This window comes from Parendozoicomonas sp. 209JJ7-1 (assembly GCF_058147085.1).
Genome location: NZ_JBYVJU010000002.1, coordinates 46,756 through 66,933, shown reverse-complemented (window position 1 = coordinate 66,933; position 20,178 = coordinate 46,756). Strand labels below are relative to the sequence as shown.

The following is a 20,178-nucleotide window of genomic DNA, read 5'->3' as shown; positions in this document are numbered from 1 at the left end:
AACATCAGGGATGAACCGGCAAGTAATAATGGTTTTTTTTGTCGTCTTCCAGAGGGCGTTTTTTTTTGTAACATATGGCTTTGGGTGTGTTTTTTTCGGACAATACAAAACTTTTTTTTAGAAGAATGCCTTGTTAATGACGCAGTGTGCTTTCCACGTTTTCTTTGAGATGAAGCCTGGATTGTTTGTATTTTCACGGATGCGCAGGGGCGGCGCGTTTTTTCGCTTATATTTCGGCTCTGTATGGGCAGGGTGGAATGAAGAGGCGCATCATCCCTGATAACAGGATGCACATAAGGTTCAACAGCAGGTGGATTGGCTGGAGGGTGGTAACCAAAAAGGGTATTACAGGGATATCGAAAGAGTCTATGTAGACAACCAAGCATTCTGAGAGCCTCAAATAATCAATAAAAAAGTATCTGCAGGTATCTACAACATTCCAATAACAGGGCAGACAGTAAGGTAAACCGAAAGACTTGTGATGAGTTATGAATGGAACGATAGAACCACTCTCTCAGGCATATGCATTACTGCGATAAACGCTATTGATTCTAGGTACTACTACTCATATACTTGCCTCGCCTAGCAAACGCTCTAAAAGAAGGCAAATAAGACAGGCGTAAAAAGTAGTCGTAAAAATTAAACAAAATTGATTTTTACAGAATAAAACAGAGGTATGAGGGGCACGATCAGATGCAGTCACCTCATCTGAAAAGAACGCCTGTTTTCCGGGTTATTGCAATGCAGGGATTAGTTACTGTCCTGCTGGCGACAGGGTATCTGATAAGTGGTCGAACAGCGGCGTTGTCTGCTTTGTTAGGCGGACTGATATGCCTGGTTCCCAATGCTTATCTTGTCTTCAGGGCATTTTCCCTGTCCGGCGCGCGTGCGGCCAAAAAGATTGTCAGAGAATTCTATAGAGGCGAAGCCGGCAAGTTCCTTATGACCTGTTGTGGCTTCGCCTTGGTTTTTGCGCTGGTAAGACCGCTGGATACAGTGGCGCTTTTCAGCGCATTTGTGTTGGTGCAGGCAGTTCACTGGTTTACACCCATGCTGCTGAAAATCAGGGTGAGTTGACGAGAGCATTAATATGGCAAACACAGCCTCAGGTTATATACAGCACCACCTGCAGAATCTGACCTATGGTCAGCTGCCGGCAGGCTATGAACGTGCGGATGGCTCTGTAATGGGTGAAGCGACCTGGACCATTGCCCACAGTGCTCAGGAAGCAGCAGATATGGGTTTCTGGGCCATCCATGTGGACAGCATGCTGTGGTCGGTTTTTCTGGGTCTGCTATTTCTCGGGCTGTTCCGCTATGTGGCCAATCGGGTCACAACCGGTGTTCCCGGCGGCCTGCAGAACGCCATCGAAGCCATTATTGAATTTGTTGATACCAGTGTAAAAGAGAGCTTCCACGGCCGGAACCCGGTGATTGCGCCCCTGGCTCTGACCATTTTCTGCTGGATCTTCTTTATGAACCTGATGGACCTGATCCCCGTTGACTGGATTCCAGGTCTGGCTACTCTGGCCGGTGTTCCTTTTATGAAGATAGTGCCGTCCACCGATCCGAATATCACCATGTCCATGTCCCTCAGCGTCTTCTTCCTGATGCTGTTCTACTGGATCAAGGTGAAAGGTCTGGGCGGATTATTCGCTGATTTGGCCATGCAGCCATTTGCCGCTAAAAACCCTGTTTTCAAGGTTATTCTTATTCCGGTAAATCTGCTTCTGGAAACCGTATCTCTGATCGCCAAGCCCATCTCTCTGGGCCTGCGACTATTTGGCAACATGTATGCCGGTGAACTGATTTTTATCCTTATTGCCATGATCGGTTTTGCGCAGCTGCCCCTGCACTTCGGCTGGGCCCTGCTGCATATTCTGGTTATTACTTTGCAGGCTTACATCTTCATGGTTCTGACCATTGTGTATTTGAGCATGGCTCATGAAGATCACTAATTGACCGTGTAAGCGGTTTATAACTCGAGCGTTTAACTAAAAACTCACACCACCACGCGACAATAAAAGTCCGGAGGAAATATGGAACTGGTAGTTGGTCTGACTGTAATCAGTGTTGCAATCATGCTGGGCCTGGCCGCTCTGGCTACAGCCATCGGCTTTGGTATGCTCGGAGGCAAATTCCTGGAAGGCGTTGCACGCCAGCCGGAAACTGCACCCATGCTGCAAACCAAGATGTTTATCGTAGCCGGTCTGCTTGATGCGATCCCCATGATCGCTGTAGGTATCGCACTGTTCTTCACTTTTGCTAACCCGTTCATCGCACAGGCTGCCGCTGTTCTGCAGTAAGCCGCCCGGGTTAATGGATATGTGAGTTGTCTGTCAGTCTATAGTTTCCGGTTCCTGATTTTTCCAGAAACAGGAGGCCGGAAGCGAAGACCACCAGCCAGCTGAACATTAACTGAATTGCGAGAGGTGTTGGTGTGAACATCAATGCGACCATCATAGGTCAGACGATTGCGTTCGCATTCTTCGTGTGGTTCTGCATGAAGTATGTGTGGCCGCCGTTGATCGGCGCTCTGAACGAACGTCAGAAGAAAATTGCCGACGGCCTTGCTGCCGCGGAAAGGGCTTCCACGGATCTTGAACTGGCACGGGCCAAGGCAACCGACGAGTTGCGAAAGGCACGCGAACAGGCTCAGGAAATCCTGGAGCAGGCTAATCGTCGTGCTTCCGTCATTGTTGACGAAGCCAAGGATGATGCCCGTAAAGAAGGCGAGCGCCTGATCGTTGCCGCCCGTGCCGAGATTGAACAGGAAGTTAACCAGGCTCGTGAACAGCTGCGTACCCAGGTGGCCAGCATTGCTATTTCCGGTGCCGGCAAGATTCTTGGCAAGCAGATCGACGAAGCAGCTAACAGCGAACTGGTTGACCAGTTAGCAGCTGAGCTCTGAGGCGGAGGCAACCATGGAACTGACCACTTGCGCTCGTCCCTACGCCAAGGCTGCGTTTAGGCATGCTCTGGACCAGAACGCTCTTGATAGCTGGTCGGGAATGCTGAAAAACGGCGCAGCTGTGGTTCAGAACGAAGCAATCAGCGCGCTGCTCGGGTTACCGTCCCTGACCGCACACCAGAAAGCTGACGCTTTCATTGAGGTGTGTGGTGACAGCCTGGATAACAACGGCCAGAACTTTGTTCGTGTTCTGGCAGAGAACAAGAGAATCACCCTGCTGCCCCAGATTGCCGAATTGTTCGAGGCATACAAGGCGGAACAGGAGCAAAGCGTAGACGCTGAGGTTACCTCCGCGTTTCCTCTGACAACGGAACAGCTGGACAAACTGGCTGGGAAGTTGAAGAGCAGGCTGAGCTCTGAGGTCAGGCTGACCAATACCATTGATCCGGAAGTGATTGGTGGTGTTGTGATCCGGGCCGGAGACCTGGTGATTGACAGCAGTGTTAAAACCAGGCTGGCGAAACTGGCCCACGCAATGCTCTCGTAAGAGAACAAGAATCTAAAATTGGCAGGTTTGGTATGCAGCAACTGAATCCTTCAGAAATCAGCGACATCATCAAGAGCCGTATCGACAGCCTTGATGTGTCTGCTGAAGCCCGCAATGAGGGCACTATCGTCAGCGTATCTGACGGTATCGTTCGTATTCACGGTCTTGCCGATGTTATGTACGGCGAGATGATCGAATTCTCCGGTGGTGTTTTCGGCATGGCCCTGAACCTGGAACAGGATTCAGTGGGTGCCGTAATTCTTGGTGAGTACAAGGGGCTGGCCGAAGGCCAGAAAGCCAAATGTACTGGCCGCATCCTGGAAGTACCGGTTGGTAATGAATTGCTCGGCCGCGTTGTCGATGCGCTGGGTAACCCGATTGACGGCAAGGGCCCGATCGAAGCGAAGCAGACCGCTCCCGTTGAAAAGGTCGCTCCTGGTGTAATCGCCCGTCAGTCCGTAGATCAGCCCATCCAGACCGGATACAAGGCTATCGACGCTATGGTTCCTGTTGGCCGTGGTCAGCGTGAGTTGATTATCGGTGACCGTCAGACGGGTAAGACTGCTGTCGCCATCGACGCCATCATCAACCAGAAAGGCACCGGCATCAAATGTATCTATGTTGCCGTTGGCCAGAAGCAGTCTTCTATTGCTAACGTGGTTCGCAAGCTGGAAGAACACGGCGCTATGGAGCACACCATTGTTGTTACCGCCGGCGCCGCTGACCCTGCTGCTATGCAGTTCCTGGCTCCGTTTGGTGGCTGTTCCATGGGTGAGTTTTTCCGTGACCAGGGTGAAGACGCCCTGATCGTTTATGATGACCTGACCAAGCAGGCTTGGGCCTACCGTCAGATCTCCCTGCTGCTGAAGCGTCCTCCCGGCCGTGAAGCTTATCCTGGTGATGTTTTCTATCTCCACTCCCGTCTGCTGGAACGTGCGGCCCGTGTTAATGCCGACTACGTAGAAAAGCTGACCGGCGGTGAAGTGAAAGGCAAGACCGGCTCTCTGACCGCTCTGCCTATCATCGAAACCCAGGCCGGTGACGTATCTGCCTTCGTACCGACCAACGTAATATCCATTACCGATGGTCAGATCTTCCTGGAAACAGACCTGTTCAACGCTGGTATCCGTCCTGCAATGAACGCCGGTATCTCTGTATCCCGGGTAGGTGGAGCGGCGCAGACCAAGATCATCAAGAAGCTGGGCGGTGGTATCCGTCTGGCCCTGGCCCAGTACCGTGAACTTCAGGCTTTCGCCCAGTTCGCTTCCGATCTTGACGAAGCGACCCGTAAGCAGCTGGAGCACGGTCAGCGCATAACAGAGCTGATGAAGCAGAAGCAGTATCAGCCCATGTCCGTCGCTGAAATGGGTGTGGTTATCTATGCCGCTGAAAAAGGCTATCTGGAAGACGTTGAACTGAGCAAAATTGGTTCCTTTGAAGCGTCTCTGATCAGCTACGTGAACAGCGAGCATGCCACTCTGATGGCCACCATCAATGAAGCCGGGGGCTTTAACGACGACATCGAGAACGGCATCAAAGACGCTCTCGAGAAGTTCAAGGCAACCCAGACCTGGTAAGGGACGTATCGCATCGGTCCCGCTTACAGGCTCCGGTGTGAACGCAGGTTTCGAAGCTCTTTACAGCTTCGAAACCATACAGGTCCCTTCTGAGGATTGACTATGGCAGTCGGTAAAGAGATCAAGACGCAGATAGCGTCGATAAACAATACGCAGAAGATCACCTCCGCCATGGAGATGGTTGCTGCGTCGAAAATGCGTAAAGCTCAGCAGCGCATGGAGCGCTCGCGCCCCTATGCCACCCGCATTCGCCAGGTCGTCGGTCATATCGCTCATGCCAACCCCGAGTACCGTCATTCCTTTATGGAGGAGCGGGAAGTCAAGCGGGTTGGTTTTATCGTTGTTTCGACGGACCGGGGCCTGTGTGGCGGCCTGAATACCAACCTGTTCAAGAAAACTGTTCATAATATGAAACAGTTTAAAGATCAGGGTGCTGAGATTGACCTGTGTCTGATAGGCAGCAAGGCTGGTACCTTCTTCCGCAACTTTGGCGGTAATGTGGTTGCAGCCATCAATCACCTGGGTGACAAGCCCAGCATTGCTGATTTGATCGGTGGTGTGAAAGTGATGCTGGATGCTTATGAAGAAGGCAAGATTGATCATCTGGTTGTTGTGTATAACCGCTTCGTCAACACTATGGCCCAGACGCCGGTGTGCGAACAGTTGCTGCCTCTGCAGCCGGATGAAGACGAATCACTGAAACGTCCCTGGGACTACATCTACGAACCTGACTCCAAGAGCATTCTGGATGAGTTGCTGGTTCGTTACATTGAATCTCAGGTTTATCAGTCTGTGGTTGAGAACAATGCCTGCGAACAGGCGGCCCGTATGGTTGCGATGAAGAGCGCAACCGATAACGCAGGCAACCTGATCGATGAGCTGAACCTTGTTTATAACAAGGCGCGTCAGGCTGCGATCACCCAGGAACTTTCTGAGATCGTAAGCGGCGCGGCGGCCGTTTAACTTTTTGGCAGCCCTGCTCAGGTAAAGCCGGGGGGGCGAAGCCTTAATGAATAGTGAGGTGAGAATATCACATGAGTAGCGGTCGTATCGTACAGATCATCGGCGCCGTTATTGACGTCGAGTTCCCCCGTGACTCCGTTCCCCAGGTCTACGACGCCCTGAAGGTTGACGGTAAGGAACTGACCCTTGAAGTCCAGCAGCAGCTGGGTGACGGCATCGTTCGGGCTATCGCCCTGGGTTCCACCGAAGGTGTGAGCCGTGGCCTGGTGGCCAACAACACCAATGCGCCTATACAGGTTCCCGTGGGCACCAAGACCCTGGGCCGGATTATGGACGTTTTGGGTGACCCGATTGATGAAAAGGGCCCCATTTTTGATGAGCCCGGTGAAGAAGAGCGTATGTCCATTCACCGTGCGCCGCCTTCTTACGCTGAGCAGGCAGCCAGCAACGAACTGCTGGAAACCGGCATCAAGGTCATCGACCTGGTTTGCCCGTTTGCCAAAGGTGGTAAGGTTGGTCTGTTCGGTGGTGCCGGTGTAGGTAAAACCGTAAACATGATGGAGCTGATTCGGAACATCGCTATTGAGCACTCCGGCTTCTCCGTTTTCGCTGGTGTTGGTGAACGTACCCGTGAAGGTAACGACTTCTATCACGAAATGACCGACTCCAACGTAATCGACAAGGTATCCCTTGTTTACGGCCAGATGAATGAGCCCCCCGGAAACCGTCTGCGTGTGGCACTGACCGGTCTGACCATGGCTGAGAAGTTCCGTGACGAAGGTCGTGACGTACTGTTCTTCGTAGATAATATCTACCGTTACACACTGGCAGGAACCGAAGTATCGGCACTGCTGGGTCGTATGCCTTCCGCAGTAGGTTATCAGCCGACTCTGGCAGAAGAGATGGGCGTTCTGCAGGAACGTATCACTTCTACCAAGACGGGTTCTATCACATCCATCCAGGCCGTATACGTACCTGCGGATGACTTGACTGACCCCTCTCCGGCCACCACCTTCTCCCACCTTGATGCGACTGTAGTACTGTCCCGTGATATCGCTTCCAAGGGTATTTACCCTGCGATCGATCCTCTGGATTCCACCTCTCGTCAGCTGGATCCTCTGGTTATCGGTCAGGAACACTACGATGTAGCTCGTGGCGTGCAGACTGTACTGCAGCGCTACAAGGAACTGAAAGACATTATCGCGATCCTGGGTATGGACGAACTGTCTGAAGAAGACAAGCAAACCGTATCCCGAGCCCGTAAGATCGAACGTTTCCTGTCCCAGCCGTTCTTCGTTGCGGAAGTATTTACCGGTTCTCCCGGTAAGTATGTACCTCTGAAAGAGACCATTCGTGCGTTCAAGGGCATTCTGGAAGGCGAATACGATTCCCTGCCCGAACAGGCGTTCTACATGGTTGGCGGTATCGACGAAGCTGTTGAGAAAGCCAAGACCCTGTAAAACAGAGGAATTTGACCATGGCGATGAGCGTTCACTGTGACATCGTAAGTGCAGAAGACGATATCTTCTCCGGTCTGGTTGAGATGGTTGTGGCTACTGGTGCTGAGGGTGACCTCGGTATTGGTCTTGGTCACACCCCTCTGATCACTTCGCTGAAACCTGGTCCTATCCGGGTGAGGCGCCAGGGTGGCGAAGAAGAGATCTACTACATCTCTGGTGGGTTTCTGGAAGTGCAGCCTAATCAGATTAAGGTGCTGGCAGACACTGCTCTGCGTGCCGATGATATGAATGAAGCTGCCGCAGAACAGGCCAAGAAGCAGGCTGAGCAAGCACTGGCGAACCAGCAGGGCGAGTTCGACTATAGTCGTGCCGCAACCCAGCTGGCTGAAGCTGCCGCTCAGCTGCGTACTCTGCAGGCGATTCGGAAGAAGCTGGGCAAGTAAGCCACAGTTTTTATCAACATCTAAAACCCTGTTACCGGAAGGCGGCAGGGTTTTTTATTATCCGAGATCACAATAGCTTTCAACTATTGCTCTATCTGTGGATTTTATAGCTGGGTTCTCCTGGAAAAACTTCTCCCATGCCCGCCGATTCCGGCGTATTTCTTCTCTCCGTGGGTTGCGAATATCACTGTACTCCAGGGAGCCTATGGGAACGATTCTATTGAGATCAGTATCAACATAAACCTCTTTTCTGGTGGCTAGTTCCTGGATCATTCCGGTGAGGTTGCCGTGGAAATCATTGCCAACTGTCAGCACTGATTGAATATCGTTTTTCTCCATGTAATCCCATAGCTGAGCAACAACCTGCCGGCCAGACTCTCGTTCACCTGCATCTATATCCACTGGATTATTTTGTATACCGCTGATGCGATGGAGGATAAACGTGTTTTTATACTCGAGAAGCGTCTTAATCAAGTCTGGGTTTCGAATATTTCCGGGAACATTGATATCTATATAGTGAACATTGGGGTTATGGCCAATATCTGCAAAAATGAATCTCTCATCAAAGAACAGCCTGTTATCGGAAAAATCAAAAAAAATAATAGCGACCTTCTTCTCTTCGCCGGCAAGGCTATCTACCAATGCGGCAAACTCCTTATAACCCGCGTGGGACCAAACTGAATATAAGATGATATGAAGTGTGACGCTGACCTGAAGGATTTTGGGTAAGTAAAACATAAATGTGGAGGAGAAAAGGTCGAGGAGGGATAAGGAGTATAGACATAATCCGAACCAGTCCTCCTGATTCTGAGTTGACCAGGCTTTTAGCGAATTTGAGCCTCAGACTGATTTTTTGAAATGTCGTGTTTAAGAGGTTTGTATTCCAGGGAAAAGTCATGTGCTTTTCCTGTGGATGGAAGGATCTTACTTCCCATTTAAACAGTGTTAAATAGACTATCAGTACATAATTGTGGATAAATTATATACAGTAAAATACCTGCAATACCGGTATTGGGTTTTTGGTCTTAAAAGGTTGTTTTTAAAGAATTTATTGAGAGAAAAATAAAACAGAAGTCCCAGATAATTTAAGCACTATAGACCCAAAAAAAGAAGCGAAAGAAAACAAAAGGCAGTGAATGATACTGCTCAGGGAAAAACTGTGGATAAACGTTCCGGCAAAACCCAACTGCGGAGGTAACTTTTTAAAAAAGAGTCCAGCATTTGTTCCCCTGACACATGTTTTTCTGAAATCGCTCCACCATCAGCGGACAACAGGCAAATCCCATGTACTCCTGCCCAGACAACCCGCGAAGCGATATGCACATCCTGAAGGCTGCGTTTTCCTGTGGCTGCCCGGCTCAGTTGTTCCGTAAACAAGGCAAACAATCGGTTAATACGCTGCTGCTGCCATTCTGGAACTGATGTTTGTTCAGGAATACGGTGCTCAAAAGCCAAGTGCCAGCGATGGGGGTATTTTCTTGCGTATCCCAGATAAATCCGGGCCAGCTTACGCAGAGCTGCTTGTGGGTTATTTTCGTCTTTTATCGCTAAACGGGAGAGCTGATGTACTTCATCCAGGGTTTCTGCGTTCGCTGCCTGAAGTAATTCAGCATAACTGCCAAAACTATTGATAATTGTCGCGGGAGAATAACCGATCAGTTTGGCGACTTTTCGCAGGCTCAGTTCCTGTGGGGAATAATGGTTAAGAAAGTTTTTGGTAGCTTTTAACGCAAGCTGTTGCAGTTCTTCTTTGGAGTGCTCATTTCTTCTTGCCATATCCCTGGCCGTCCTTCTGAATACTTTGATCAATGTTCAGTTTTACAACGACTTTGGAAAACAGTGTTCAGGAAAACCTGTTGAACACTGTTTTATTCAGAATGGAGGCTCTATACCGGGGACGTCAAGAAAACCTGAGGAAAAAGAACTGAACAGTGTCCAGAAAACAGGAAATGTACTGAACACTGTTTGCTGTTTTTATAACGGAACAATGTTCAGTTATCAGGTAAGAAAAACAGTGTTCAGTGGTTTGTGGTGAACACTGTTTAGAGTGAGCGACTTATTATTGAACCCGTGCTATTGCTATATGGAACCGTGCATTAATGTGTAGAGATAGTCGTAATCCTTATCGAGGTTGTAAACGGTTAGGTTGAGTTGCGCTCCGGCCCCAGCGGCCAGTTTAAAAACGGTTGCCAGAGCCGCGTTTTTATCGTTCTGGGCTGCAGGAGATCTTGCTACATCCGGATTTATGGTCAGGCCAAGACCGTAAGTGTTGGGCATATATTGCCCCCTGCTGGACAGTCGGACAGTGGCCATGGCTGCGGCTTCAATTGAGGCTCTTGGGGTGATTCTTAGAAAACTGTCGCTGTAAGGTTTCGGTTTATCCCAGCCATAGTTAATAGAGACTGACTTGTTTACACCTAATCCAGCTTGAAGTTCAAAGGATGGCCGAAATTCTATCCATTGCGTACCCAGTGTGCTTTTGCAAAGGCCTATTCCATAGCTCATTGTTAGTCCGTAAATGGCTGGTTTAAGGCTTCTGCTTAACTCAGCCTGCCTGCAGGTAAAGGTGGGATTGGCAAAACCAGTGAGAAGTTTTCTTATTCCTTTACTTACCGGCAGATCAGTAATCCGGGCCAGGTAGAGATTAATATCCTGGACAGGTAAACCCTTGCTGGTTTCCTGAATATCCTGACACTGGGCTATATCGCCGGTTATTTCATCCTGGTTGCCCTTTCCCCTCAGCGAATCTGAGAGCATGGATGCGAGACTGATCAAAGAAGCAGGATCGGCCTTGCGGGTATAAACCGTATCAGAAATACAATCGAGGAGTTTTTCTGTGCTCTTGTCTGAGGCATGTAAGGAGGAGCTAAAAATCACAGAAATGGTAAAGCAGTAGATGGTTACGGTAAGTCCCCGGTTAAAAAAACAATTCACAGCACACCCCTTCAGCATCGAAACGGGAGTAAAAGTAGCTGGTTCTATGGAAAGATCAGGGAGAAAACTGTTGGGATATGTAACAGTAGGTTCGGTTTGTAATCCGGCTGCTATGCTGGTTCAGGTGTTATTTCCCATAAATGCAAATGACGTTATTTCCGGAACATATTCAAAAGAGCTTTCTTGCCTGTGCCCCGGCGGTGGATTTCTGCTCCCTGCGCCATGTTTCTACCAGCAGGGAGTCAATAAAAGTCCAGAACGATAAGCTTGATCACCATCACACAGATGTTGATGCAGGAATAATGATCACAGTGATGCATAAAGGTGGTCTGGGGTATGCGGCAACTTCGAGACTGGACCGGGAAGGAATCAGGTATGCCATTGAACGAGCTTCTGACTGGGCAGAGTTAAGCCGGAAGCAAAGCGTATTTGATTACCGGAATATTAAAATGCCCCGACCGGCAGAGGAGTTTGAGGTTCAGGAGGTGATTCCCTGGTTATCCTGGTCCTTAAAAGAGAAGCTGGACATGCTCATCAGTGAAACTCGAACAATGGAGCTTAACAGCAAAATTATCGGGCGTTTTGCCAGCCTGAATTATATTAATCAAACTTCTTCTTTCCTTTACACCAACGGCAATATATGCAGGCAGAACCGAAGCTGGCTGATTCCCGGGCTTTCCGTGCTGGCCCATCATCAAGGTGAAAGCCAGATTCGTTCAATGGGAAGCGGGCACTCTGGCCTCCATGCCCGGCAAGGTGGTCTGGAGCATATTTATAACGCGCCGGACCAAACCGTTCGTATAGCTGAGGAAGCTCTACAGTTGCTGGAGGCACCGGAATGCCCGGAGACTACACAGGATATTGTGCTTATGCCCGACCAGATGGTGCTTCAGGTTCATGAATCTGTCGGGCACCCCCTGGAGCTTGATCGTATTCTGGGGGACGAGAGGAATATGGCGGGAACCAGTTTTATAACCAGAGATATGATCGGTTCTTACCGCTACGGCAGTGAGTTAATGAATATCTCCTTTGATCCTGCAGACAAAACAGAATCGGGCAGTTATGGCTGGGATGATGATGGAGAGCCAGCAAGAAAAGAGCTGTTAATTGAAAAGGGAATACTAAAGAAGCTTCTGGGAGGGCGTATTTCCTGTGCCCGTTTTGGGAAACATCAGGAAAACAATAATACTGGTGAAACAGTTGCCTGTAGTCGTGCAGAAAGCTGGTACAGGCCGCCTGTCGATCGCATAGCCAATATTAATATGGAACCGGGGACTTCTGGTTTTGATGAGATGCTCCAGAGTGTAGAGAAAGGTGTATTGATGAAGACTAACCGCAGTTGGTCCATTGATGATTCCCGTAACAAGTTCCAGTTTGGCTGTGAGTGGGGGGAGTTGATTGAAAACGGGGAAAGAAAGGGGATTGTAAAAAATCCCGGGTACAGGGGCACGTCAGCGATCTTCTGGAGAAACCTGAAAGCCGTAGGAAACAGAGATACAGTTGAAATTCTCGGTTCTCCATATTGTGGTAAATCGGAGCCAGGACAGGTGATTGCCGTTGGCCATTCTGTACCTGCCTGTCTGTTCACTGACGTCGAAACATTTGGAGGGGGGCATGGTTGAATATTTTTCCTCCCTCTGCCGGTTTCTGGATGGAATAATTTCACGGGAAGAGAGCTGGATTGCCTGGATGGAGGGGGAGAAAACAGACTTCTGCCGTTTTAATCATGGTTTGATTCGTCAGTGCGGGGATATAGACAGAACCCAGCTGACGGTCACTCTGACCGAGCAAAATCGCCATGCATCGGAAACACTGACACTCTCCATGGTTCCGGTACAGGATCGTTTCAATATCACTAAATTGATACGAAAGCTCAGAAGCCGGCTGGAGGTTGTACCGCCAGATCCGGAGTTCAGTTTCAGCCAGGAGCCTTTCTGCAGTCGTTCTATATCACCGGAAAAAAGCTTTTGCAGTAAGGCGATAGTCAGGGATGTTCTGGCCTGTGTCGAAGGAACAGATATGGTGGGACTACTCCTCAGTGGCTGGATCTTCAATGCTTTTGGCAGTTCACTCGGACATCATCACTGGTTTGAGAACCACAGCTTTTGCCTGGATTACTCCGTTCACTTTGGTGAGGGGAAAGCGGTTAAAGATCAGTTCTCCGGCTCCCGTTGGAACCCTGATTCCTTTCAACAGCGTTTTCACTCAGTCAAACAGCGGGGAGCCTTGTTATCCCGCCCAATAACAACGCCTGACCGTGGGGATTACCGGGTTTATCTCGCTCCGGCTGCAGTTTATGAATTGTTCCGAGGGGCTGATTTCAGTGCCCGAAGATATAAAGAAAAGGATACATGGCTGGATGGCTTTTATGGTGATAAGCCGGTTATGAACAGTCTGGTGTCTTTGTTCCAGAGTTGTGGCGCAGGTGTGGTGCCACAGTTCCAGAAGCAGGGATATATCCGCCCGGAAACCCTGTCACTGGTAGAAAACGGAATGGGAAAATCCCTGATTGCCGGCCCGGTCACCGCAGGAAAATATAATGTTCCTTTTACGGGGGGGGCAGAGACGGAAAACTGGGATCTGGCCGACAGACCGGATCACCTGGTCATGAAAGAAGGAACCCTGGAGCAGGAGGATATCTGCAGAGAAATTGGTGACGGGCTTTATATCAGCAACCTCTGGTACCTGAACTGGTCAGAGAAAAATTCTGCCCGTATGACAGGTATGACCCGCTACGCCTGTTTTGAAGTGAGAAATGGTGAGATGACACAGCCAATATCTCCTATGCGCTTTAATGACAGCCTGTTAAGCATATTCGGGTATAAGCTGGCGTCTTTAACTCGATACAGGGATACATTGGCAGACCCTGTGTTTTTTGGTTTGCGTCAGCCGGGGAACTATGTTCTACCCGGCGCGCTGGTTAATGGTATGACATTCACTTTTTGACATGGATTTTTTCTTGTTATTGATCTGATTTTTCCTGAAAAATCAAAAAGCCTTTGTGTTGACAGGTGACGATGAGCTTTGTCCAAAACGGCGGTTTCGTCCGGCAAAGGACTCCAGCGCCTGCTCCATATCCTTCGCGGTAAAGTCAGGCCAGTACTTTCTGGTAAACCAGAACTCTGTATTGGCAACCTCCCAAAGCAGGAAATCACTGAGTCGCTGCTCTCCGCTTGTACGTATAAGCAGGTCCGGATCTGGTAAATAAGCGGTTGAGAGCCTTTGGGAAAACAATAGTTCAGTCAGTTTTTCGCCGGGAAGAGTCTGGCTGGCAGCCTGTAGTATATCCCATCGGGCGGTGTAATTATTGGCGATAGTCAGGGTGAGTTTCTGGCCACCGGAGGTAACCTGTTCTGCCTGTGCCATGGCTTTTTGCAAAGACGAGGGCAGGGATGTTCTGTCCCCGATAAAGCGCAGTCTTATCCCCAGTTCTTTAAGTTCGTCCTGCTGTTGCAGGACAAAATACTCATTCAGCTGAAGGATAATATTGACCTGCTCAGGAGGGCGGCTCCAGTTTCTCCGGGAGAAAGCGAACACGGTGATAGCCGGGATATTATAACTCAAGGCAACGGAGAGGGTTTCTCTAAGGGCTGAGAAACCAGCGATATAACCTGCATAGGTTGGCAGGTTATGTTCCCTGGCCCAGCGGTTATTCCCGTCCATGATGATGGCAATATGCTGCGGTTTTTTTACCAGGGATTTTGGCTGGATAATCCCTGCTACAGGGGGAAGAAGGCCGGAAAACAGTTTCTTTAAAAGTGGCTGGCTGGTGGCGGAGAGTTCTGTCGCGAGGTTTGTCGTCAGTGTTGCATTTTCAGGAAGATATTTTAAAAGGGTTATCAGGTTGGTGTGTTTGTTTCCAACAGGCAGACCAAACTGATGTAAAATCCGGGTTATGATGTTTTCAGGTAGCCCTTCCCTCAAATGTCCCAGCATACGGCCGGGAAGGTATTTATCCGCCGATATCCAGTACTCTGGTTGGGAGCGTATAACTTTCTTCTGCTCTGGCTGAAGGGATTTATACCACTGGTGCAGAGACTCAGGATTTTCGGTTTTGGAGACAAGCAACAGCCCTGCCATAGGTATATCCGGTAACAGCTGTTCAAGCAGATGTTCTCTGGATTCCGGAGGATAAGTGAGAGTCTGGATCAGGTCAGGGGTGCTAAGAAAACCGTAGGTGTGAAGGCGATAGAGTAATTGGTCATCCGAAAGAAAACTGCTGTCAAAAGTACGCTCCTGCAGTTGCTGTTTTAACTGTTCCTCTAATGGCAAGTAGCTTGGACTGGCAGCTTTAAATGATGGAGGAAAAAATGATAGAGGCAGGCAAACAAGCAGCCAGATTATGGGGCGAGTGATAAACCAGCTTCTAAATATGTATTGTCGTAAGCAAAACATAAAACCCTCCGTCAGGAAGAATATGTTTAGCTGCGATTCTATTATTTACCAGCCAGTATCACTTTCTTAAAAGGCGCATAAATTCTGGTAAAGCCTGTCTTATCCATAAACGCTGATATTTCAGAGTGAGGTTTAACCACCCGGCCTGCAGGTACTTTCTGGCGCTGGTGGCCAGCCTGGAGTGGCAGGGGCGCAGTTTGATACCTTGCAGTCGGGCCTTCCAAACCAGTAAATGGTCTTCACCGTAGGAGGCTGAAACAGAGTATCCCCCCAGCTCAGCGAATTGATTTCTGCTTATGCAAAAGCCCTGATCACCAAAAGGCGTGCCAAGCAAATTGGAGCGCAATCTGGCTCCCCACTCATTTATTACCAGCAGTGTGGTGTGTTTATCGTGAAACCAGAGATCAAAATAATACAGATGCTCTGGGAACTGACTTATTGAATATAGAAGTGTCTTTATATTGTCTTTTACCAGTAAAGTATCAGCATGGAGAAACCATAAATATTCACCGGAGGCTATGCTGGCTCCAGTGTTGAGTTGTATTGCCCGGCCCTGTTTACTGCTGCACCAGTGCCAGTGAAGGTGACTCAGACTTTGGGGAATATTATCCAGCTGGCCTGGGCGCAGCTCCCGGGAGTAGCCCACCAGAATAACCTCACTGCCCTTGGGAAGAAGGTGAAGCTGGTCCAGCAGTGCTGGCCATTCCGATTCATCAGGCCCTATGGGAATAATGACCGAAAGAAGTGGAGTGCTTTTATCGCGCATTGGTTTCAAAAGTACTGGTTTCAAAAGCATTGGGTTTAAAAGCATTGATTTCAGCAGATTTGCGCTGGCAATTGTTCAACCCACACTTTGATTTCATCACGTACACGACGGTAGATGTTCAGTGCTTCATCTTCCGTAGGCGCATTTTTTGACAATTTTGGTGGATCATCAAATTGATGAAGAACCACTTTGCCCTGTCTGGGTATCGGGCAGGTTTTACGAGCATGGTCGCATACAGTAAAGATGTAATCGAAATTATCGTAATCCAGTTCGGTTAATGTCTGGGAGTGTTGCTGGCTGATATCCACCCCCGCTTCTTCCATAACCGCAATGGCGGACGGGTTCAGTCCATGGGCTTCAATACCAGCGGAAAATACTTCAAACCGTTCATCCAGAAGGGTTCTGGCCCATCCTTCGGCCATTTGGCTGCGGCAGGAATTGCCGGTGCACAGAAACAGTATTTTTGTTGTCTTCATAATATTCGTCCTGAATTACTGGTTTCTTCTTTGTTTCACAATTCACTGCAGGATGAGCCAAAGGCGAAGCAGCTGTAGCAACGGTGGTGTTTCATGCTGATGGTTTCGTGCAGGCTTTCCTGCAGGTTATCACCCAGGTCATATTCTTCATCGTCATCAACCAGTGTGCAGGCATATACCCGCATTTTTCCGCGCTGTTTCACAATCATTTTTGAGAAAGCGCACATAAACTCACGACGACTTTCTTCTGTCTGGTAGCGGGTCATGCAGTCTGTGGACACATGGGGAACATTAGGCAGGGAGCCGGGCAGTAGAAAGTCCGGGAAGGCCACTTGTTTCAGGTCCGATGGGAGGCCATTCAGGGCAAAAAGATCGCTGAATTGACTTTCAACTTCCTGTTTGTTCTCGTCCTTGTCCATGTGGCGGGCAAGGGAGATTGAGAAACCTCTCTGGTGCAGAAGCTTCATGCCTGCCAGGGCATCGGCAAAGCTGCCTGTTCCACGGCCTGCGTCATGGGTCCTGGCGTCGGGGTGATCGAGGCTGATTCTGAAAGAAATTGGAAAAGGATTACTTTGTAAAGGCAGCAGATCATCAAGCCGCTTAATTAACGGCCTTGTGCCATTGGTCAGCACCAGGCAGGGACGCTTCTGAGAAGCGTAATCAAGGATTTTAATAATATCCTTGATTACAAAAGGCTCGCCGCCGGTAAAAGAGAACTGTTCAACACCCAGCTCTATGGCCTCATCAATATAAGGCTTTACCTCTTCCAGTGTCGGCGCATCCAGCCGCTTGCTGGAAGGTGTAGAACCTTCCAGGCAGAAGCTGCAACTCAGGTTGCAGCGGGTTCCGGTATGGAACCACAACTCTTTCAGTTGGTGAGGTTGTATATACCCCCGGGGCGAACCATCCGGGGTAAATGACCATGACTGACTTTTTTCCATGCCTTTGTCTCCTGTCAGCAGCAGCCACCGCCGGTATCGGTGGTGGCTGCGGACGTTTCAAAGGGCAGATTGGTGCCACAGCCTTCAAAAATGCCGTAGTGGGTGGAGAAATCACCGATAAACTCAAAGTGTTCCCGGAATCGCGTTTCATGGAGCATCTGCCAGGTATTGCCGCAGACAGGGAAGACTTTGCCTTTCTCGATTTTATGGTGGCTGTCCAGCCAGAATACCTGGGGATGGTGCTCTATCGTGCCTTTGTAGATCACCGCCTGGCCGTAATCTTCGCAATGGCTTTCAAGCTCCGGAAGTTTGAACAGGCGATAGGTGGCTGAGAAGAAGCGAATATGTCCGATGAACTCTTCAATGTCTTTGTTATCGATGGTGATGGGACGGTCTTCAACCAGCCGAGGATCGGCAAAACCGGCTTTTTTCGCCAGGTTATGGAAGTCATTCCAGTAGAGCGCGCCGCTCAGGCATTCTCCGTACAGAACAGGGTCATCAACCAGCTCTTTTGGTACACGGCGGTCGGAGTACACATCGGAGAAATAGAGTTCACCACCAGGCTTAAGAAGACGATAAGCTTCCCGCAGAACAGCTTCTTTATCGGGGGAAAGGTTAATCACGCAGTTGGAAACAATAATATCGAAGCTGTCGCTTTCCAGGTTCAGTTCATCCAGCTTTTCGATATAGCCTTTGCGGAACTCGGTATTGGCTTTGGCATAGCCGAATTTTTCTCTGTGGTAATCAATATGGCGGTTGGCCACATCCAGCTGTTCATCGGTCATATCTACACCGACCACATAACCGTCTTCATCCACCAGTTGGGCCAGTGCGTAACAGTCCCGACCGGAACCACTGCCAAGATCCAGAATCCGGGCACCTTTCAATTGTTCCGGGTGGATCAGGCCACAGCCATAATACCTGGTCAGAACCTCGTCGTGGATATTGGCCAGAGCCTTTTTCAGGTAGTTGGGCATGCTGCCGTCTGTCATACAGGCGTTGGTTTGCAGGTCATCGGAACCCTGCAGTGTTTTTCCGTAATAATCCTGTACCTGCTCTTTAACGAAATCAGGCATGGTCTGAAATCCTTCTGTCTGAACTGTTGAAAACTGATGTTATGTACCGAACCAGTTCCTGCCTGGCTGGTCGTAAATCTTTGTGTAACTCAGGAAGAAGCCTTAGCAGGTCTTCCTCGGTATCAATATCTTCACCGGGGGAGGTGTAACACACAGATAAACCCGATGCACGACAGAGCCCGGAGAGCGCCTGGCCAAGATATTCGGTACTCCAGGGGAGGGATGTCATAGATGGCCATGGGGCGCTGTTACCCATAAGCACAACACCACCATCCCGGGAAGGACTTAAAACGACTTTATATTCCCTGAGTACCTGGGCCGCGTCTAAAAGGGATCTGACCGATAGGGAGGGGGCATCGCTGCCAATAAACAATAATCTGCTTAAGCCCTGGGAGCGGAGGGTTCTGTCGAGGTTGTTAAGGCGTTCACCCAGATTGCCTTCCCTTTGGGGGATAACTGTGTAGTCCCGTTTTAACAGGCTTTCGGCCCATTCAATATCCTCAGTACGGGAAGGGGAAATAATCAGAGGCCCGGGCCATAGCTGGGCATCTTCCAGAGTACAGTTGAGCAATCGCTCCGCTATAGCCAGTGCTGTATCTGCGCCCAGGGAGGTGGCAATGCGCTGTTTCCCATGGTGAATAGCCGGTTTTTTACACACCACCACAAGGGCTGTAGATAACTGGGAGATTGGCTTCTTCATGGCCTGTTTTATAGTTATTAATACATGGAAATAACAACAGAACGTTTGTTCTTTTGTACGGACTCTGTCGTTATATGGATGCAGCTATTACCATTTTTTTTTGAGAAATATAACATAATTCCTGGGAGGGTAAGTCCGGAGCACCGTTGAAGTGAGCAGACATGTTCTGGAAAGCGGCAAGAGCCGTAAGCTCCCCGGAATCCATAAAGAGCCTATAGTTTATTACTGGTGCCGGTTTCCGTGATCATGGTCAGACTGTTGAAATCTACACAGAATTTACGCCAGGTCAGCCTGGCTCGGTCTGTCAGTCGATCTGTTTGCTAAGACCGGAAATCTGTTTTTTTATCATCTCCCGGGTCTGTTGGAAATGCTTGGGATAACGCCAGTTGTCATAATTTAGAGACAACCAGGAACGCCAGGACACATCGCTGACCTCTTTCCAGTCCAACGGGTCGGGTTGCTGTTCAGTGATAGCCAGTTCACAGCGGAAAACATGGAAGTTGTTGTCAAATGTCCCGAGTAGTTCATGAACAGTCACATTCAACCCGGTCTCTTCATGGGTTTCCCTCAACGCTGTACAGCGGGGGCTTTCCCCGTTATCACTGGTGCCTCCGGGAAGAGACTGTTTGCCACTCAGGCGCATGGTTATAACCAGAACTTCATCTCCCCGGGTTATCAGGCACCCGGCATTGGCAGGCTTTGACTGATCTGCACTATAGGGGCAGTTAAGTGCAGGCGTCTTCTGACAGCCTGTGGCCATAGCAAGGAAAGCCAGTAAGGGTAGTGCCTTGAAGAGGGGGGGATTTAAGGGGAGAGCTTTGAGGAACTTTGTGAGTTTCATTACGCCAGCGCCGGTTTGTTTGTTGGGTTTTCAGTCACAGAGACTGCTGGCGAGGTTAGACCCCGCCTGTATACATGAGTTCCGTAATTATCTGTTTAAATACCGGATAAAATGTAACAGTTTAAAGATAAAGGGACAGAGGCAAGGCT

Annotated in this window: 21 protein-coding genes; 11 read left to right on the top strand and 10 right to left on the bottom strand. The window is 49.4% G+C overall.

Going from position 1 to position 20,178, the window contains the following annotated elements; genetic code table 11:
• Nucleotides 1–693 precede the first annotated feature (693 nt).
• The 9 genes from ACY2RQ_RS02305 to ACY2RQ_RS02265 all read left to right on the top strand — a co-directional run bounded on the left by ACY2RQ_RS02305 (nucleotide 694) and on the right by ACY2RQ_RS02265 (nucleotide 7,900).
• The gene (locus tag ACY2RQ_RS02305) at nucleotides 694–1,077 is read left to right on the top strand and encodes an ATP synthase subunit I (RefSeq protein ID WP_490111337.1); all 384 of its coding nucleotides are present in this window, start codon (nucleotides 694–696) and stop codon (nucleotides 1,075–1,077) included.
• A 13-nt stretch (nucleotides 1,078–1,090) separates the two neighbouring features.
• On the top strand, nucleotides 1,091–1,957 hold the full coding sequence (gene atpB, locus ACY2RQ_RS02300) for a F0F1 ATP synthase subunit A (protein WP_490111336.1): 867 nt from the start codon (nucleotides 1,091–1,093) through the stop codon (nucleotides 1,955–1,957).
• Between the two features lie 81 nt (nucleotides 1,958–2,038).
• Nucleotides 2,039–2,305, top strand: coding sequence for a F0F1 ATP synthase subunit C (gene atpE / locus ACY2RQ_RS02295; RefSeq protein ID WP_490111335.1), 267 nt, complete (start codon nucleotides 2,039–2,041; stop codon nucleotides 2,303–2,305).
• Between the two features lie 134 nt (nucleotides 2,306–2,439).
• Nucleotides 2,440–2,910 (top strand): F0F1 ATP synthase subunit B, encoded by a 471-nt coding sequence (locus tag ACY2RQ_RS02290; protein ID WP_490111334.1) that lies wholly within the window; start codon nucleotides 2,440–2,442, stop codon nucleotides 2,908–2,910.
• 13 nt (nucleotides 2,911–2,923) lie between these two features.
• Nucleotides 2,924–3,457: a F0F1 ATP synthase subunit delta gene (locus tag ACY2RQ_RS02285; protein ID WP_490111333.1), complete on the top strand. Its 534-nt coding sequence runs from the start codon at nucleotides 2,924–2,926 to the stop codon at nucleotides 3,455–3,457.
• 32 nt (nucleotides 3,458–3,489) lie between these two features.
• Entirely contained in the window at nucleotides 3,490–5,034 is a 1,545-nt protein-coding gene (gene atpA, locus ACY2RQ_RS02280; protein ID WP_490111332.1) for a F0F1 ATP synthase subunit alpha, read from the top strand.
• 102 nt (nucleotides 5,035–5,136) lie between these two features.
• Nucleotides 5,137–5,997, top strand: coding sequence for a F0F1 ATP synthase subunit gamma (gene atpG / locus ACY2RQ_RS02275; RefSeq protein ID WP_490111331.1), 861 nt, complete (start codon nucleotides 5,137–5,139; stop codon nucleotides 5,995–5,997).
• A 71-nt stretch (nucleotides 5,998–6,068) separates the two neighbouring features.
• Nucleotides 6,069–7,457, top strand: a complete 1,389-nt coding sequence (gene atpD / locus ACY2RQ_RS02270) for a F0F1 ATP synthase subunit beta (protein ID WP_490111330.1) — start codon at nucleotides 6,069–6,071, stop codon at nucleotides 7,455–7,457.
• A 17-nt stretch (nucleotides 7,458–7,474) separates the two neighbouring features.
• Nucleotides 7,475–7,900 (top strand): F0F1 ATP synthase subunit epsilon, encoded by a 426-nt coding sequence (locus ACY2RQ_RS02265; protein ID WP_490111329.1) that lies wholly within the window; start codon nucleotides 7,475–7,477, stop codon nucleotides 7,898–7,900.
• Nucleotides 7,901–7,957: 57 nt separating this feature from the next.
• On the opposite strand, the gene ACY2RQ_RS02260 is transcribed toward ACY2RQ_RS02265, so the two are convergent.
• The 3 genes from ACY2RQ_RS02260 to ACY2RQ_RS02250 all read right to left on the bottom strand — a co-directional run bounded on the left by ACY2RQ_RS02260 (nucleotide 7,958) and on the right by ACY2RQ_RS02250 (nucleotide 10,834).
• Nucleotides 7,958–8,542: a hypothetical protein gene (locus ACY2RQ_RS02260; RefSeq protein ID WP_490111328.1), complete on the bottom strand. Its 585-nt coding sequence runs from the start codon at nucleotides 8,540–8,542 to the stop codon at nucleotides 7,958–7,960.
• Nucleotides 8,543–9,046: 504 nt separating this feature from the next.
• Nucleotides 9,047–9,676, bottom strand: coding sequence for a TetR/AcrR family transcriptional regulator (locus ACY2RQ_RS02255; protein WP_490111327.1), 630 nt, complete (start codon nucleotides 9,674–9,676; stop codon nucleotides 9,047–9,049).
• A gap of 303 nt (nucleotides 9,677–9,979) precedes the next feature.
• Nucleotides 9,980–10,834 carry a hypothetical protein gene (locus ACY2RQ_RS02250; RefSeq protein ID WP_490111326.1) on the bottom strand — a complete coding sequence of 285 codons (855 nt, stop codon included), beginning with the start codon at nucleotides 10,832–10,834 and terminating at the stop codon, nucleotides 9,980–9,982.
• 140 nt (nucleotides 10,835–10,974) lie between these two features.
• On the opposite strand from ACY2RQ_RS02250, the gene ACY2RQ_RS02245 reads away from it, so the two are divergent.
• Entirely contained in the window at nucleotides 10,975–12,456 is a 1,482-nt protein-coding gene (locus ACY2RQ_RS02245) for a TldD/PmbA family protein (protein ID WP_490111325.1), read from the top strand.
• The gene (locus tag ACY2RQ_RS02240; protein ID WP_490111324.1) at nucleotides 12,449–13,780 is read left to right on the top strand and encodes a metallopeptidase TldD-related protein; all 1,332 of its coding nucleotides are present in this window, start codon (nucleotides 12,449–12,451) and stop codon (nucleotides 13,778–13,780) included. The genes ACY2RQ_RS02245 and ACY2RQ_RS02240 overlap by 8 nt, the downstream gene beginning before the upstream one ends.
• Nucleotides 13,781–13,822: 42 nt before the next feature.
• Here the strand turns inward: ACY2RQ_RS02240 and uppS are convergent, their stop codons facing one another.
• The 7 genes from uppS to ACY2RQ_RS02205 form a co-directional block, all read right to left on the bottom strand.
• Nucleotides 13,823–15,106: a polyprenyl diphosphate synthase gene (gene uppS, locus ACY2RQ_RS02235; protein ID WP_490111323.1), complete on the bottom strand. Its 1,284-nt coding sequence runs from the start codon at nucleotides 15,104–15,106 to the stop codon at nucleotides 13,823–13,825.
• A gap of 181 nt (nucleotides 15,107–15,287) precedes the next feature.
• Nucleotides 15,288–15,995 carry a glycosyltransferase gene (locus tag ACY2RQ_RS02230; RefSeq protein ID WP_490111322.1) on the bottom strand — a complete coding sequence of 236 codons (708 nt, stop codon included), beginning with the start codon at nucleotides 15,993–15,995 and terminating at the stop codon, nucleotides 15,288–15,290.
• A 50-nt stretch (nucleotides 15,996–16,045) separates the two neighbouring features.
• Nucleotides 16,046–16,471, bottom strand: a complete 426-nt coding sequence (locus ACY2RQ_RS02225; RefSeq protein ID WP_490111321.1) for an arsenate reductase ArsC — start codon at nucleotides 16,469–16,471, stop codon at nucleotides 16,046–16,048.
• A 35-nt stretch (nucleotides 16,472–16,506) separates the two neighbouring features.
• Entirely contained in the window at nucleotides 16,507–17,412 is a 906-nt protein-coding gene (locus ACY2RQ_RS02220; RefSeq protein ID WP_490111320.1) for a radical SAM protein, read from the bottom strand.
• A 14-nt stretch (nucleotides 17,413–17,426) separates the two neighbouring features.
• Nucleotides 17,427–18,488, bottom strand: a complete 1,062-nt coding sequence (locus ACY2RQ_RS02215) for a methyltransferase domain-containing protein (protein ID WP_490111319.1) — start codon at nucleotides 18,486–18,488, stop codon at nucleotides 17,427–17,429.
• Nucleotides 18,481–19,188, bottom strand: coding sequence for a TIGR04282 family arsenosugar biosynthesis glycosyltransferase (locus ACY2RQ_RS02210; RefSeq protein ID WP_490111318.1), 708 nt, complete (start codon nucleotides 19,186–19,188; stop codon nucleotides 18,481–18,483). Before ACY2RQ_RS02210 ends, ACY2RQ_RS02215 begins: the two co-directional genes overlap by 8 nt.
• Nucleotides 19,189–19,492: 304 nt before the next feature.
• Nucleotides 19,493–20,029 carry an NUDIX hydrolase gene (locus ACY2RQ_RS02205; protein ID WP_490111317.1) on the bottom strand — a complete coding sequence of 179 codons (537 nt, stop codon included), beginning with the start codon at nucleotides 20,027–20,029 and terminating at the stop codon, nucleotides 19,493–19,495.
• Nucleotides 20,030–20,178 lie beyond the last annotated feature (149 nt).